16 protein-coding genes are annotated in these 14,471 nt (G+C 42.5%); 2 read left to right on the top strand and 14 right to left on the bottom strand.

Annotated elements, in window-relative coordinates; all coding sequences use genetic code 11:
• Positions 1–109 precede the first annotated feature (109 nt).
• A complete protein-coding gene (locus ACTNBR_RS12630; RefSeq protein ID WP_441018526.1) occupies positions 110–1,435 on the top strand; it encodes a hypothetical protein in 1,326 nt (441 codons plus the stop codon).
• Positions 1,436–1,838: 403 nt separating this feature from the next.
• On the opposite strand, the gene ACTNBR_RS12635 is transcribed toward ACTNBR_RS12630, so the two are convergent.
• From ACTNBR_RS12635 to ACTNBR_RS12645, 3 genes are all read right to left on the bottom strand, one after another.
• Positions 1,839–2,018 (bottom strand): group II intron maturase-specific domain-containing protein, encoded by a 180-nt coding sequence (locus ACTNBR_RS12635; protein WP_441042712.1) that lies wholly within the window; start codon positions 2,016–2,018, stop codon positions 1,839–1,841.
• Positions 2,019–2,222: 204 nt separating this feature from the next.
• Entirely contained in the window at positions 2,223–4,010 is a 1,788-nt protein-coding gene (locus ACTNBR_RS12640) for an aminopeptidase P family N-terminal domain-containing protein (protein WP_441018524.1), read from the bottom strand.
• Between the two features lie 156 nt (positions 4,011–4,166).
• Positions 4,167–4,550 carry a DUF3783 domain-containing protein gene (locus ACTNBR_RS12645; RefSeq protein ID WP_427818778.1) on the bottom strand — a complete coding sequence of 128 codons (384 nt, stop codon included), beginning with the start codon at positions 4,548–4,550 and terminating at the stop codon, positions 4,167–4,169.
• A gap of 280 nt (positions 4,551–4,830) precedes the next feature.
• Here ACTNBR_RS12645 and ACTNBR_RS12650 point away from each other — a divergent pair, with 280 nt between their 5' ends.
• Complete coding sequence (locus ACTNBR_RS12650; RefSeq protein ID WP_441018522.1) at positions 4,831–5,784, top strand: AEC family transporter; 954 nt, start codon at positions 4,831–4,833, stop codon at positions 5,782–5,784.
• Between the two features lie 58 nt (positions 5,785–5,842).
• On the opposite strand, the gene ACTNBR_RS12655 is transcribed toward ACTNBR_RS12650, so the two are convergent.
• The 11 genes from ACTNBR_RS12655 to ACTNBR_RS12705 all read right to left on the bottom strand — a co-directional run bounded on the left by ACTNBR_RS12655 (position 5,843) and on the right by ACTNBR_RS12705 (position 13,874).
• A complete protein-coding gene (locus ACTNBR_RS12655; RefSeq protein WP_427806634.1) occupies positions 5,843–6,322 on the bottom strand; it encodes a low molecular weight protein-tyrosine-phosphatase in 480 nt (159 codons plus the stop codon).
• Between the two features lie 164 nt (positions 6,323–6,486).
• Positions 6,487–7,707, bottom strand: coding sequence for a tyrosine-type recombinase/integrase (locus tag ACTNBR_RS12660; RefSeq protein WP_441018520.1), 1,221 nt, complete (start codon positions 7,705–7,707; stop codon positions 6,487–6,489).
• Between the two features lie 90 nt (positions 7,708–7,797).
• Positions 7,798–7,992 carry an excisionase gene (locus tag ACTNBR_RS12665; RefSeq protein ID WP_441018518.1) on the bottom strand — a complete coding sequence of 65 codons (195 nt, stop codon included), beginning with the start codon at positions 7,990–7,992 and terminating at the stop codon, positions 7,798–7,800.
• 179 nt (positions 7,993–8,171) lie between these two features.
• The gene (locus ACTNBR_RS12670; RefSeq protein WP_441018516.1) at positions 8,172–8,612 is read right to left on the bottom strand and encodes an SH3 domain-containing protein; all 441 of its coding nucleotides are present in this window, start codon (positions 8,610–8,612) and stop codon (positions 8,172–8,174) included.
• A complete protein-coding gene (locus tag ACTNBR_RS12675; RefSeq protein ID WP_441018514.1) occupies positions 8,578–8,772 on the bottom strand; it encodes a hypothetical protein in 195 nt (64 codons plus the stop codon). Before ACTNBR_RS12675 ends, ACTNBR_RS12670 begins: the two co-directional genes overlap by 35 nt.
• A 78-nt stretch (positions 8,773–8,850) precedes the next feature.
• The gene (locus ACTNBR_RS12680; protein WP_427806745.1) at positions 8,851–9,285 is read right to left on the bottom strand and encodes a phage holin family protein; all 435 of its coding nucleotides are present in this window, start codon (positions 9,283–9,285) and stop codon (positions 8,851–8,853) included.
• 119 nt (positions 9,286–9,404) lie between these two features.
• Complete coding sequence (locus ACTNBR_RS12685) at positions 9,405–9,944, bottom strand: hypothetical protein (protein ID WP_427808719.1); 540 nt, start codon at positions 9,942–9,944, stop codon at positions 9,405–9,407.
• A 104-nt stretch (positions 9,945–10,048) separates the two neighbouring features.
• Positions 10,049–11,920 carry an RHS repeat domain-containing protein gene (locus ACTNBR_RS12690; RefSeq protein WP_441042713.1) on the bottom strand — a complete coding sequence of 624 codons (1,872 nt, stop codon included), beginning with the start codon at positions 11,918–11,920 and terminating at the stop codon, positions 10,049–10,051.
• A 184-nt stretch (positions 11,921–12,104) separates the two neighbouring features.
• Positions 12,105–12,287 carry a hypothetical protein gene (locus ACTNBR_RS12695; RefSeq protein ID WP_427808717.1) on the bottom strand — a complete coding sequence of 61 codons (183 nt, stop codon included), beginning with the start codon at positions 12,285–12,287 and terminating at the stop codon, positions 12,105–12,107.
• 190 nt (positions 12,288–12,477) lie between these two features.
• Positions 12,478–13,341 (bottom strand): hypothetical protein, encoded by an 864-nt coding sequence (locus ACTNBR_RS12700; protein ID WP_427808716.1) that lies wholly within the window; start codon positions 13,339–13,341, stop codon positions 12,478–12,480.
• Positions 13,342–13,409: 68 nt separating this feature from the next.
• Positions 13,410–13,874, bottom strand: coding sequence for a hypothetical protein (locus ACTNBR_RS12705; protein ID WP_427808715.1), 465 nt, complete (start codon positions 13,872–13,874; stop codon positions 13,410–13,412).
• Between the last annotated feature and the right edge of the window lie 597 nt (positions 13,875–14,471).

Raw genomic sequence — 14,471 nt, forward strand, 5'->3', positions numbered from 1 at the left:
AAAAAATATATAAACAAAATGCTCTGTTTCATATTTTCGGAAGTTTCTTCTTGATTTTAGGAATACTTTAGGAGAAAATGATTTTGTATATCATCGGGAGGGGACCGCTATGAAAGAACATTTATTGATTATCTCATCTGAATATTTATCACAATACCTGAAAGATATGCTCCGTGATTATCCGGATCCGATTGAGTACCGGGTTATCGAATATCATTCTTTTTCTGAACTAAAAGGCATTTACTACGCAAATGAAAAATGGGCAGACGGAATTCTCACCACCGGTACAGTCGTGCAGACTGTCATTGAGCGGTCAGTTTCACACATTTCCATGCCACTTCTCTCACTTGCCACAGATAACGAGAGTTTTTACCGGATTCCTTTGACACTACTGATCGAAAACCGCATGCTGGATCCGGAGCGGATTATTTTTGATGTATTTGTCAATTCCAAACCTGCAACTTCCGTCCGGGACCTGATTGAATACAAGAGCATCAATGTCATGTTTCCCGAATTCACCAAATGGCTTTCTTCTGCTTCTCTGGAAGAGTTATATCATGTGGAGGATCAGTCACTCGCAGAGATTAATAAACTATGGGAAAAAGGAAAGATCGATATGGTCATATGCCGTTACGGGAACCTCGTTCCCCGGCTCAAGGAACTGAAGATTCCCTGTGTGTTTGCCTCCTTCAGCGACGAATATATGTACCAGATCATTCAGCTGCTCCTTACCAAAATCAAAATCGATAAGCTGACCGCACATTCTCCTGCTGCTATATCAATCGCCCCACAGAATGCCGTCGCGGAAATCTGGGGTGTCTTAGAAGATGACAAATTGCAGAAAGCATTTCAAGATTTTACTATCCGATACGACCTGGATCTTTCCATCCATCGGAAGCATAATGCCTATTATATCATGACAGAAAAAAAGATTTTATCCTATCTGACCAATGATTTCCAGAAAAGTGTTCTTTCTGATTATCTGGATAAAAACACAAAGCTTTCGCTTACCGTCTCATACGGAATCGGCAATACAATGGATGAAGCCCTTGACAACACTCAGCTTGCTTTCCGGGCAGCCGGGAACACGACCGATTCCTACCTCGTTGATGCGGAGCACAAGCTGACCGGACCGCTTAACACAGATCATCCGGTGATTTCCAGCCAGATTCTCACGCCGCAGATACAGGAAATCGCCGATAAATCTTCTCTTTCTACTGCAACGGTCCACCGCCTGAACCGGCTTCTTATTCTCCTGGAACGGCGTGAACTGACAAGTGTGGATCTGGCTGAGAACTTTCATATTACAGTGAGGGGCGCCAACCGGATCCTTCAGAAGCTTGAAAGCGCCGGATTCGTTCATTCCACACTTCAGAAAAGCAACCATATGAAAGGGCGCCCGACCAAAATCTATCATATCGACTGGGATATCTAGAAAACGTTTAAATATGATGCTAACACGATTTCCGGTAGAGTAGGCGGATGAACCTTTCATCCGCCCCTCATCAAACCGTGCATGAGGTTCTCCCTCACACGGCTTTCCGACATTCTTCTTTCTACAGTATTACGTCATGCTTTAGCCATTTTCTTTAATCCTTTTTCGTAAATGCTATTTCTAACAAATCCCACCTTTGACATATGATGTCGCCTTCGGTGCTTCTTGTTATACCATCTTGCAAAGGAGCAGATAATGTACCAGTCTAGTACACCGAAAAATAAGTATCTGATACATTGACGCAGGATGATTGTTTCATATGCAAGGCGGAGGAATGAGGCGTAGCGGTGGCTACGTCGATTGACGACAACGCTGCAGATGAAAAATCAGACAAGTCAAGGAGTCAGTTACTTATTATTCGGTGTACTAGTGCCTGCATCCATTTTTCATTTGTCTTAGTAGAATAGTAATTCTTCCATCCTGTGATTTTAGGATTCAGATTCTTTATTAAATCTTCTTCTTTTGCAACTAGCAGGCTTCGATTGTTTACATTCCTTTTGATTTCTGCTTTCATTTTCTTCATGGCTTTTCTGCTAGGGTACTGATAGGTTTCCTTATACAGTTGCCCTTTGCTTGTTTCTGTTGTCATTCTTCTGTGGTGCATTCCAAGAAAGCCAAATCCCTCTTTGCCATCCCAACCGGACTTGCACCGGCAAGTGTGGTCCAGCTTCGCTGGACACACGAAATAAAACAAGGGGAGACTCCGTCTCCCCTTTGTTCATTCTGTCTAAATCTCTCTTGTATATTTCGCCAGCCATTCTTTCTCTTCTTCATTCAGGTATGGAGAAACTTTCTCATATACCTGCTTATGATAATCGTTCAGAAGCTTCTTCTCCTCTGCCGTCATCATATCCGGGTTGATTGCATCCAGATCCATCGGAACGTAAGTAATCGTATCCATATACATGAACTGACCATATTCATTTTTCTCACCCTTGCATACCAGAAGCTCGTTTTCCAGACGAACTCCATGAGATCCTTCAATATAAACACCTGGCTCATCGGTAATCACCATGCCTTCTTCCAGCGGTTGAATTTCATGTGCACGATACTGCCAGCGGAAACCGGACGGACCTTCATGGATATTCAGAAGATATCCTACTCCATGACCTGTTCCATGATTAAAGTTCATGTTTCTATCCCAGAACGGCTTTCTCGCCAACATATCCAGAGTTAATCCGGTACATCCATACATGAATTTCGCACTTGCAAGCATAAGATTACTGATAGCTACCAGCGTGAAATCATCCTTCATATACTGCGGGATCTCACCCAACGCATACGTTCTTGTAATATCAGTAGACCCTTCATAGAAACCTGCTCCCGTATCAGTCAGGAACATCGTCCCCTCATGAAGCACTGCATTGCTCTCCGGTGTTGCTGAATAATGTGCACTTGCCGCATGCTCTCCCAAAGCAGAAATCGGTCCGAAGCTCGGACGGATAAAGTTGCCCATCTCAACGCGGAACTCATCCAGCTTCTCAGAAGCGCTGATCTCAGTAATCTCCTGCTTTCCAATATTTTCCTTCAGCCATTTCATAAAACGAACGTGTGCCACACTGTCCTTAATCTGCGCCTTACGGATATTTTCAATCTCCACCGGATTCTTCATAGCCTTGAAAAGCTCTTCCGGATTCCGTTTTTCAACCTTAACGACATTTTCCGGTATATTGCTGTAAAGAGCATAATTCAATTTGCCCGGGTCGATCAGAATGACTTCTCCATCCTCCAATTTCTTAATATCTTCGTAAATGTTATTATACGGATGAAGAACGACGCCGTCTTTCGCAAGTGCTTCCTTAATCTCAGCACTTAATTTCTTCTCATTGATATACAATTCCATGCTGTCCATGGTAATGACCGCATAAGAAAGTACCAGCGGGAAGAATTCCACGTCATTTCCACGAATATTCAGAATCCAGCAGATATCGTCCAACGTCGTAAGAATGTGCTTTGCAGCGCCGCATTCCTTCATGTACTCACGAATTCTCGCCAGCTTGCTTTCTGTTGTCTCACCGGCATACTTCAATTCCAGCGCAAATACGGGCTCTTCAGAAAGTGCCGGGCGATCCTCCCACACTTCATCGACCAGATCATAATCATACACGATCTTCGCATTCTTTTCCGCCGTGATCTTCTCATATTCAAGGCCGGATCCCATAGCGATTACTCTTCCGTCAAATCCCAGGACTCCGCCTTCCGGCACTGCTGTCTGCAAATATTCATTCAAAGTCGGCACTCCCGGTTCTCCCATTTTCATCAGCTCTACCGGAGATCCAGCAAGCTGCTTGCCTGCCTGAATAAAATATCTTCCGTCTGTCCACAGACGCGCTTCACTGGCTGTAATGACTGCAGTTCCTGCCGATCCGGTAAATCCGGTCATATATGCACGAGCCTTGAAATGTCCCCCCACATATTCACTTTGATGAAAATCTGCTGTCGGAATCACATATACGTCCATTCCCTTTTCAGCCATTTTCTCGCGCAATCTCGCAATTTTCTCTGCAATACTCATTTCTTTGCTACCTCTCTTCTCACGTTTTTAAGTAATAAAATAATGTATTTATATCTTGTCCAAGACAGAGCTTCTGTCCCTAACACTCAAAACGGTCCACCGGACCATTTTCTCATATGCATAGCAACTAAAACAGATCTTTTCAATCCGCTTTACCTACTTCTTCTGAGCCATAATCGCCTCATGTTCCCGCTCCAGCTCCCGGTACAGTTCCGGAATCGTCCAGCTCTGATTCGTGTCTGTCAGGACCGCTTTATAATCCACCGAACCGATCACTTTCTTTCTCATCAGAAACAATACCTGATTCAACTGCTGCTCCGCAAGCCCGGCAAACACAATCATTTCCTTTGCCAGAACAATACTTTCATCATCATCACTTTCAGACTGCGTCTCCACAATTCCGACAAGCTCACCAATCGTTTTATAATACTCTTCCGGCTCTACAAGCCTTACCTTAACCTTAAGCGTCATCAGAACCATCTGAATCTCACGCAGCTTCTGCTTATCCTTAAAATTAACCAATAACACGGTCGCCCGCATACTGTCACTCCTTCCACGCGATATTCCTTCTCGCTCTTGGCAGTGTAATTCTTCATCCATATAAGGTCATATCACGACGTTCTCACTGTGCATGAACATCATAACACACCTTCCCCAAAAGTTCCATGCCTCAGAAGAGAATTTTCATCTACTTTTTCTTGTCTTTCTTTGCGAACAGTAAAAAACACGCTTGTGAAATCTCTTTTTTTCAGTATAATAAGAAGAGATTCGGATACAAAATCCAGGAAATCCATATAAATGAAAGAAATGAGGTAATACCATGAACGCAATGACCGCCGGACTTCAAATGTTTGTCATGTTTCTGTTAATACTAGCCGGCTATTTCTGCTACAAAGCCCATATGATCTCCCAGGAAAATAATGCCTGTCTTTCCAGGCTGGTTGTAAATGTCTTCAACCCTGCTATGATTTTCTCCAGCGTACTTGGGAATTCCGGAAACGGCACTGTGGACTCCATACCGCTTCTCTTTCTGGTCTCTGCCGGAATCTATCTCTTCCTGATCATCCTGTCGAAGATCCTTGTTCGGATTTTCCGTGAGACAGGCGACCAGCAACAAATCACTGAACTCCTTTATATATTTGCAAATGTCGGTTTTGTCGGCATCCCTGTTGTAAAGGCACTTTTGGGAACGGATAAACTGATTTATGTTGCCGTATTTATCCTGGAATATAACATTCTGGTCTACACCTACGGCATCTCCCTGCTGAGACACGGTTCGAAAGGAACAGACACCCCAAAAGCCGCATTCCAATTGTCCACATTAAAACCACTGGTTAATCCGGGCACCATTGCCTGTGTAGCAACCCTTTTCATATTTGTCACCGACATCGTCCCTCCGCAGCCACTTAGCGACGGACTCCAGTATCTGGCAAATGCTACCACTCCGATCTCACTCATCGTAATCGGAGTCTCCCTGGGAATCCAGGCAGATCTCGTCTCCCTCTTCACCAGCGGGGAACGCTATCTCTTCTGCCTGTGCAAATTGCTGGTAATCCCGATAATCGGAACCCTGTTCCTCAAACGCCTTCCGATCTCTGATGTGATGTGTCAGGTTTATATGATCATGATGGCAATGCCTTGTGGGAATCTTATCCTGATGCTGGTTGAAGAAAGCGGGCGGGACGGACGAGAATGTTCTTATCGAATTATCCTTTCCACACTGCTATCCATACTGACCATCCCAATCCTGATATTCCTGTATCCATATTTATAATTTATCATAATCCGCATAAATATTTCCCCGGCAAACCACTCTGGCTTGCCGGGGAATCTTATTTCCATCCGAAATCATGTTCAAGAATGTACTGCATCAGGCCTTCACAGCCCTCTCGGATTTCCCGGTAAGCCACATCAAACCGCTCACTGTACCACGGATCGGAAATGCTGGCATTCCTTCCCGCGTACTGTAGCAGAAGCGAAATCTTCCCGCCCTTGTGGCCGGTCATCCGCTCAATGTTGCGGATGTTCATCGTGTCCATGCCGACCAGATAATCATAGTAGTCGTAGTCAGATTTCTTAAGCTGCACCGCTCTCTTACCGTCACACTTGAGGTCATGGCGCGCAAGCTCCTGCCTGGCCGGCGGATAAACCGGGTTGCCGATGCCGTTCCAGATCTCCTCGGTGCTGGTCGCGGCGGATGCGATCTCAAATTGGTCTGAAAGACCTTGTTTTTCTGCCATGTCTTTGAAAATGAATTCTGCCATTGGGCTGCGGCAGATGTTGCCGTGGCAGATGAAAAGTACTTTTATCATAGTCTCTATAAACCTCCATAAACCCTATAACCCTTGATTTTACGGGACTTTTCGGGATTTGAGTTTTTCTTCATTTTTTCATAAGTCTCCATAAATCCATATCACTACACCACTGATTGGTGTAGTAAATGGTGTAGTAGCGGTGTAGTTAACTTAACTAACCGTCACTTTTTTCCGTCACACTTCATCCCATATTTCTCGTTTTCCAAATTGGTTTTTTGACGAAAATCTGTAATCTTCGCCATCTGATCTGCAGCATGTGCATAGTTTGCATGTGTATACACATTGAGTGTCACCCCTGCATCTGAATGCCCCATCAAATACTGCAAATCCTTAATATCCATACCGGCATTTGCATAATTTGTGCAAAACGTGTGTCGAAGCACATGCGGTGTAATATTAGGCAAAGGTCTGTCAGGATGAAGCTTCTTATATTTCTTCATTGCCCAACGCATCTCGTTCTCAACGTGAAGTGCAACCTTGGGATTGCCGTTCTTGTCAAGCATGATGAAACCCGTATACCCATCCACAACGACCTCTTTTTTGACTTTCGGACGCCTTGCAAGCATATTCTTTAAGGATTGATATATGCTGTCTGTCATCGGTAAAAATCTACATCCGCTGCTGATCTTGGTCTCCTCAACGTAATATTTCCCACCCCGTTCACGAACCAACTGATGATCCACACGGATTCTACGATTCTTAAAATCCAGATCCTTTTTCGTCAGTCCGCAAAACTCACTGACTCTCATACCGGTCTCAAGAAGAACGACAAACTCATCATAATATTTACAATATGTATTATCATTCTTGATGAAATCCATCCAAATTTCTAACTGCTCATCTGTGAGGGCGATTCTCTGTTCCGAATCATTTACTACTGCATCAGTCAACTTAAACGCAAACGGATTCTTTCTAACAGCGTCTTCATCGTATGCCATCTGGAATGCCGGTTTGATAACTCCCCGCACACTGGTAATGGTACTGTAACCTCTGCCGTCTTTCTGCAACTTCATGAACCACTGCTTTGCATCGGATACTTTGATAGTACTAATTTTTCGGTATCCGAACTCCTCTTTCTTAACCAGATTCAGAACAAACTGATAACCGACCTTTGTATTGTATCGTACCCCCTGTTTCAAACTAATATACTTTTCAATTAATTCAATCACAGTGATTTGTCCAGCTTCATAATCCAACCCATCATCAACTTGCTTTTGTATTTCCTTTTCTTTCTGACGAAGTTCCTGCAAAGTCGATGCATAAACGGTCTGCCTTTTGCCATGGAAATCGATATACCTATACTGATAAACAAAATCCTTTCTCTGGCTTTCTCCCGTTTTCAGAATACGCCCTTTTTTATCTTTACGTTTTTTATTATTCATGTTCGAACTCCTTTCATTGCAAAGGAGTCTCGATGTGATATTTAAATCATATCACATTGAAGACTCTTTTTCTACGAAAAACTACAGATGTTAAATGGAAAAAGCCTGTTCAATGTATTTGTCGAATAAACGTCTCTTGATTAGTCGTTTACGTCCTACCCAGAGAACGAAATTGCAATTCTTGTCATCGGTGATCTCACGCAACTTACCAGTGCCAATGCCAGAGTATGCAGCCGCTTCTTCTAACGTCAAGTTTGCCTTTTCCCAAATCGGAATCTCTTTCATATCCAAACCATCCTTTCATTTTTATTTTTCATATTGAATATGGAAGATTTTTATTTTTTCGTTTCAATAGGTTCCTTGCATATCTAAGAAGAAACTTCAAAAAATCTCTCCTACCCAGTACATATTGTACCGAATAGGAGAGATTTCACACAAACTCCCAGCGCTGTATCCTTTTTACTTTACACCCTCAACACATAGTCCATCGAAATCCATCCAGTTCCACTTTTCAGCTTTCCCCATCTGGACGCTCCCTGCCCGTCCGCTTCATCTACGATGGTAAATGTTCCCACTCCTGTATACTTTCCGGTCTTTGGATAATTCGTTCCGGGGCCTTTCCGGATATTCAGATCCGGGATCTTGACTCGAACAAGATATGGCTTAGATTCCTTTTCCTTCTCCGCTTCCTTCTCTTCTTCTTTCTCTTTTTTCCTCATCAAATTCTTCACCGCTTTTCGGAAACCGTCCATCGTATATCCCATATGTAATCCATTCCACAGATGCTCCGGATCTCCATGATTTGTCGCGATCCCTCTTGCATGTCCTTCTTTATGGCTTAAGATCACTCCCTCTCCCATCGGATCCAGCTCATACATCCGGCAAAGAATAGCAAACAGTTCCACTGCAGGCTCTGTCGAAGGAAGCACGGTTCCAGCTTTGGATAAATACAGATGCTTTCGGCTGCGGACACCCGACCGAATGGAGCATCACTCCTTTTACTTTGATCTTCCTGCCCGCTTTATAACAGGGATTCTCTTTCATCATTCTTTGTACAATCTTCACATTTCTCACCTCGATTCTCTTCTGAATACCTCCCGTATTCCGTTATTTCCTGGTTGCTCTATTCTTCCATCCTTCCGCCTAATGTGACTGCCTCAGCTTTTTATCCGGTTCTTTTTTCAGGACATCAATCACCTTCGTAATCGCTTCCGGCATCGGAAGTCCCATCAGTCCTGCATTTTCCACAATTGAAAGCAGTTCATTTGCAATAAATCCGATACAGACCGCATCTCGTACATAGTCTGTCCCAAGTAAAAGATCCAGTCTTGCTGCGATCAGAACGTAGAACAGCATCATACCTTTTCTGCATAATCCCTTAAATCCCGCTCTGCTCTCCAATGTTCCGTTCTCTGATTTAGGGCTTTTTCCAAACACTACCGGAAGAAGGAACCCTCCGGTTATCAAATCAATTGCCATGAAGAGTATTAATGTCTGTAACGCCAGATCCCAACCGCCAAAGGCTGCCGCAACAGCTCCGCCTGTCAGGCTGATAATGGTAAATATACGCTGTTTCATGTTATTTTCACTTCCTTTCCTTGAAATTTGGGTGCAAAAAAGGAACGACCGGTGGGTTAGCCGCTCCTTTTATGCTTCATTTTTTTCTCTCATAGTGATAGGCGTTACTTCTCGGTTATTTATTGAAATTCATCTGTCCCTTCTATTTTTATTCCCCATTCCTTCATCTGTCTAAGAAACGTATCTCTTTCCACTTCATATACTTGCGACTCTTCTGGTGCATCCGGTTCCTTGGTTTCTTTGAAATTTACCATAAAGCTGGAAAATGGATGCCATGCTGTATAGCCATATCCGCTTATTTTTTTCTTTTTCGTTTTCTTCAAGGCAAACAGAACACCTTCATCATAATATGGATAACATGCGGTGGTCTTTCCTCCTGTGGGACACACTCGTTTCATTTTCAACTCTTCCCATAAAAACCTCCTTTTAAATATCAGATACTTCATTGTACATCCGTCTTCATCCATAATCAACTCAGGCCAAGTTTGCCAAGTTATACAAAATGTTCCTATGATTAGCATACTCCACCCCACTATTGTTGCATCCCAATGGTTAAAGTCTGCGAGTTTCCCATCCCACGTAAGAAGAAAAAAAAATATTACTGAACACTCCCACCAAACTACATATCGTCTAACATCTTTACTACATTTAATAACCATCCTTTCCCATCCTTTCAAAACGCATTACTATGCATAATATCCCAACGATTTCATTTTCTGCAAGAAATGATCCTGGAGCATCTGTGTTCTGCTTCTTCTTTTTTTCACATTAGTATTAGCTTTTGCTTTGCTTTTTTCTTGCTTTTTTCTTGCTTTTTTGATTTATTTTTCTTATTCGTATTTGTTCTTGACATTGCTTCTGTTATACTAGAATAAATCAAACCATTTTCCAATCCAAACAATGCTTTCTCTACCAATGTAAAACCAGTTTTTCCCACATTAGCCGCATCCATACAGGTACCTATACTTATAAATGAACACGCTGCAGCCGTTACTCCATTAATAAGAGCATTTTTCTTACTTGCTCCATTATCCATGCTGAATATAAATGTCGATCCTCCCATTATAACCGCACCGGCCAGCGCACCTAACAGGGCCTTCTTACAAACCACACTAACTATAGTAGCAACCGCTATACCGGCTGCATCTTTCAAAGTAAATTTCTGTCCTACCACTTGCGCTGCCAAGAATGAAACTCCTACATTTACCAAAATATTAGCTGTCAGCCAAACACCTTCCGCCGCAAGTGCAAATTCTCCCTCTTTGTCTTGAAAGTTTACCGGATTATTATTACAGTATGCATACAGATTTTTCTCTGTCATCTCTCCCGGTTCTACAGTCAAAACTTTCACATCATCCGCATTCACAAATCTGCGCGTCTCCGGATCATAATACCGGCTGGATACATAATACAGGCTTACTTCCGCATCGTAATAATATCCTCTATACCTAAACGGGTTCTTTTCCGCCAGTCCATTCCCTGAGCCATCTGTTTTACTCAGCAGTTTTCCCCAAGTATCATACGTATAGGTTACTACCTCCGTTCCTGTACTGTCAATGAGTCCGGTGATATCTCCCTGGAGATTCTTCTGGTAGAAGTATCTCTCTCCTGCATATTCCATCGCAAAGAGATTTCCCTTGTCATCGTACAGGAAGTCCAGTCTGGTTCCGTCACTGCTTTTTTGTGCCAGGATGGCAGATCCGCTGGTGTAGAATTCCGTAGTGACGCCGTTCACCACTTTCTTCGTACGGATTCCGTCATTATCATAGCTGTTGGTCTGGGTCAGGTTGGTTCCTGTGATCTTCTTTAACCGTCTTCCCTGTTCCCATTCCATCGTCTTTCCGCGGTAGCTGAGCGGGTTGCCCATGGCATCGTAGGTATACCGGATGCATTCTTCCCCGTTTACGAGGACTCCGTATCCAAGCCCCGGCTTCTGCTGTTTTGCCGGATCCCCGTAGACAAACTCCGTCTTGTTTCCTTTGCCGTCTGCACGGTAGAGGTAGGATTTCACACGGTTCTTATCCTCATAGGCTGTACGGATCCGAAATCCGTCAGAAGCATCCTCTCCCAGAAGCCTTCCGATGAAGTCATACTGGTAGCCGGTCACCTTATCTCCCCTGTGGTCTTCATGGCGGACTACATTTCCATAATGATCGTAGGTATTCGTGAAGAGTTTCTCTTCCGTCCCATCCGCTTTCACCAGGTACTGGGCGATCAGCTGCTCTTTGGAATCATATTCATTTCGGATGGCTTCTCCTGTCGCGAAGGTCATGCGGTCTGTCAGGCCGTTCTTATTCCGGTAAGCCGTCTGCTCCAGCACATTGCTTCCGACTGCCACGGAAGTCTGGTTGCCGTAAGCATCATAGCCATAGTGAAAGGTCACTCCGTTTCTCGTAATGGATGTAAGCCTGTCCTTCTCATACGCATAGTCCACGCTTACATCCTGTCCGCCGACCGTTCTGCTCACTTTCGTCAGCTTGTCCGTGTTGGCATCGTAAGTGTAATTGGTGGCATTGCCTCTGACATCCGTCACCTTGGCCAGAAGGCGGTTCTTGGCATCGTACGTATAGCTGGTCTTATTTCCCCTGGAATCGGTAACGCTCTTGACCTGTCTTCCGTCGGATGTGTATTCCATAGAAGACTCCATACGGTCACTGCATTCTTCAAGGATAGCATTTCGAAAGAACACGGGCAGTCACGCCGGATCTTTCTTCGAGTGTGCAGGGGAAAAAACGCAGGCGTATCGGGCTACGCTGAGGCTTTTTTCCCTGTGCAATCGGAGAAAGAGACCAGTGACTGGCTGCGTTCTTTCGTAAACACTATCCCGTGATCCACCACTTATTATCCTGCACTTTGGTATGGGCAGTCAGGATGATGTCCGCGTTGTAAGTGTAGGAATCGTTCATGACATCCAGTGCCGTATTCCCGTCCTTGCAGACGTTGGCGTAGCCGGTTCCCATATCCGGTTCGGTTTCATCAAACCAGAAAAAAGCAGTTTCCACTTCTAGCTGACTTCTACGATAAAAACATAGGGATGCATTGTCGTCGAAAAACAGCTGATTTACCTAATCGTCATACAGCAAGTACATGTTAATTGCACTGTAGGTCTTCTTCGTTAAGGAGTTCTGGTCATCAATACTGAATTCGCTTTTCATAGACTGTCCTTCGTTGACATTCGGATTGCAGACAAACTCATAATAAGCTAATCGGTATATATACCATCCCCCGATTCATTCCATACTGTTTACAATATTGATAAAAACTTTGAGGAACAATATTTAATGAAAATGTATTGCATCCCAAAACATCACCTGTTAACACCTCTCCCGTTGAATACACACTATTCAAATCTTTTAAATATTTTCTATTAATAGTAATTTGTTCTTCTCCCTTAGGTATACGGATAATCTTTCTCCCACAAATACTGCAAGTCCCTTTTTTCCACCCACTAATCGCTTCAATAGGTAATTTTTCATTAAATACAAGCTGATAAAGATCTTCAATATTTTGACAGGTATTATACTTTTTGACTGTCCAGAATTCTAATCCGTTCCATTTATCCTGCAACATTTTTCTTGCTTTATCCGAACAAAATATAATATCGTCCATAGCATTTGGTCCACTAAAAAACTGCCTGGTTCCCCATTTTACCGCTTTTGTTGCGGATAAACATTTTACCTGTTCTGCATGTCTATAATGGCTCCCTATAATTGGAATTTTAACCCTACACGTCTCTCTAAACGACTCTTCATCATATACCCACTGTACTTTATTACTTTTATTGTAAACAAATAACCATTCTGACTCTTCTATCTCTTTCTCAGAATATTCAATCGAACGTGTTCCTTCACTGGCATAATTCGGGAATTGCCATTTGAATTTGCGATATGTATCATCATCACCATACAAATCAAATACACACATATCCTCTGTAATTTTTTCCATTCTATCGTTTAAGCTTATGGTAGTATGCGTTTCATATGGAACTTCATTTTTATTCAAAAATTCTATAAGCCGTTTTTTACTTTCTAAATAAAAATGATATTTCTTTTTCATTCGAATCTCCCTTCCGCTCCTTTTACTTCAATTTGACTTTTAATATCATGACCATCAGTTGCATCCCATCAATAAATAATTTCTTTTACTATTCCGGAATATTTATAGTACGTTACATCCAGACATCCTTTTTGTGTATATTTCATTAATTCATCTCCCGAACAAATAGTTCTTACTGTGATAATTTTTTTACCTTTTCCATACAATTCAATAGTTGTTGCTAACCATTTGTACTTTCCATAATGCCGAATATCTCCGTATTTGTATCGAGGAGTCGGTAACCAAAATGTAAAAATCCCATCTATATTTTTTACCCTCTTATAATGCATTCTCGCTTTCTTTGGTCCAACAAGTAAATCAATTAGGAATCGTATCACAGACCATAAATTTTGTATGACAAAAACCCCCAATACCAGACTGACTCCCCACTCCAGCACCTTGGCTGCTACCATCACTAAAGGCAAGCATACAAGAAGTACTATACAATTCCTCAAAATATAGATTTCACCAAAAGTAAATCTAGTTTTTTTCATAAAACTCTTTATTCCTCCCTGCCAGTCCTTTTCCAGAACCGTCTCTCTTTCTCAGCAGTTTTCCCCAGGTATCATACGTATAGGTTACTACCTCCGTTCCTGTACTGTCAATGAGTCTGGTGATATCTCCCTGGCACTAATGATAACTATATGCTGTTTCATGTTGTTTTCACTTCATTTTCTTGAAATTTGAGTGCAAAAAAGGAACGACCGGCAAATAACAATGTCCTTAAAATCACATCGAATATAAAAGTCGTTCCTTTTTTACAACAATTAATGAGTATCAAGAATTTCTTTTATTTTTCCACTTTTCCAGCTTTATCTTTAAAGCATGTTCACAATATCTGCAATATATTATAACTAACCCCAAAATTATAATTGCTATTTCACCCATAGCTATAATAAGCACCGTGCTATCCGAAAAAACATCTGAAAGAACTACAATTGAATATACAAACATAAAAAGATATTCTACTAATGTATCTCTGCAAATTCCGGCTCATCTGACCACGCATTCCGCTAAGAGCTGATCAGTCTTTCCGGATGTAACTGAACGCGTTTCCGCTTCAGCTGATCAATAAGTTTTCAACGTGTTAT

Origin of the sequence: Bariatricus sp. HCP28S3_F11, from assembly GCF_052065395.1 — a bacterium.
GTDB lineage: Bacteria > Bacillota > Clostridia > Lachnospirales > Lachnospiraceae > Allocoprococcus.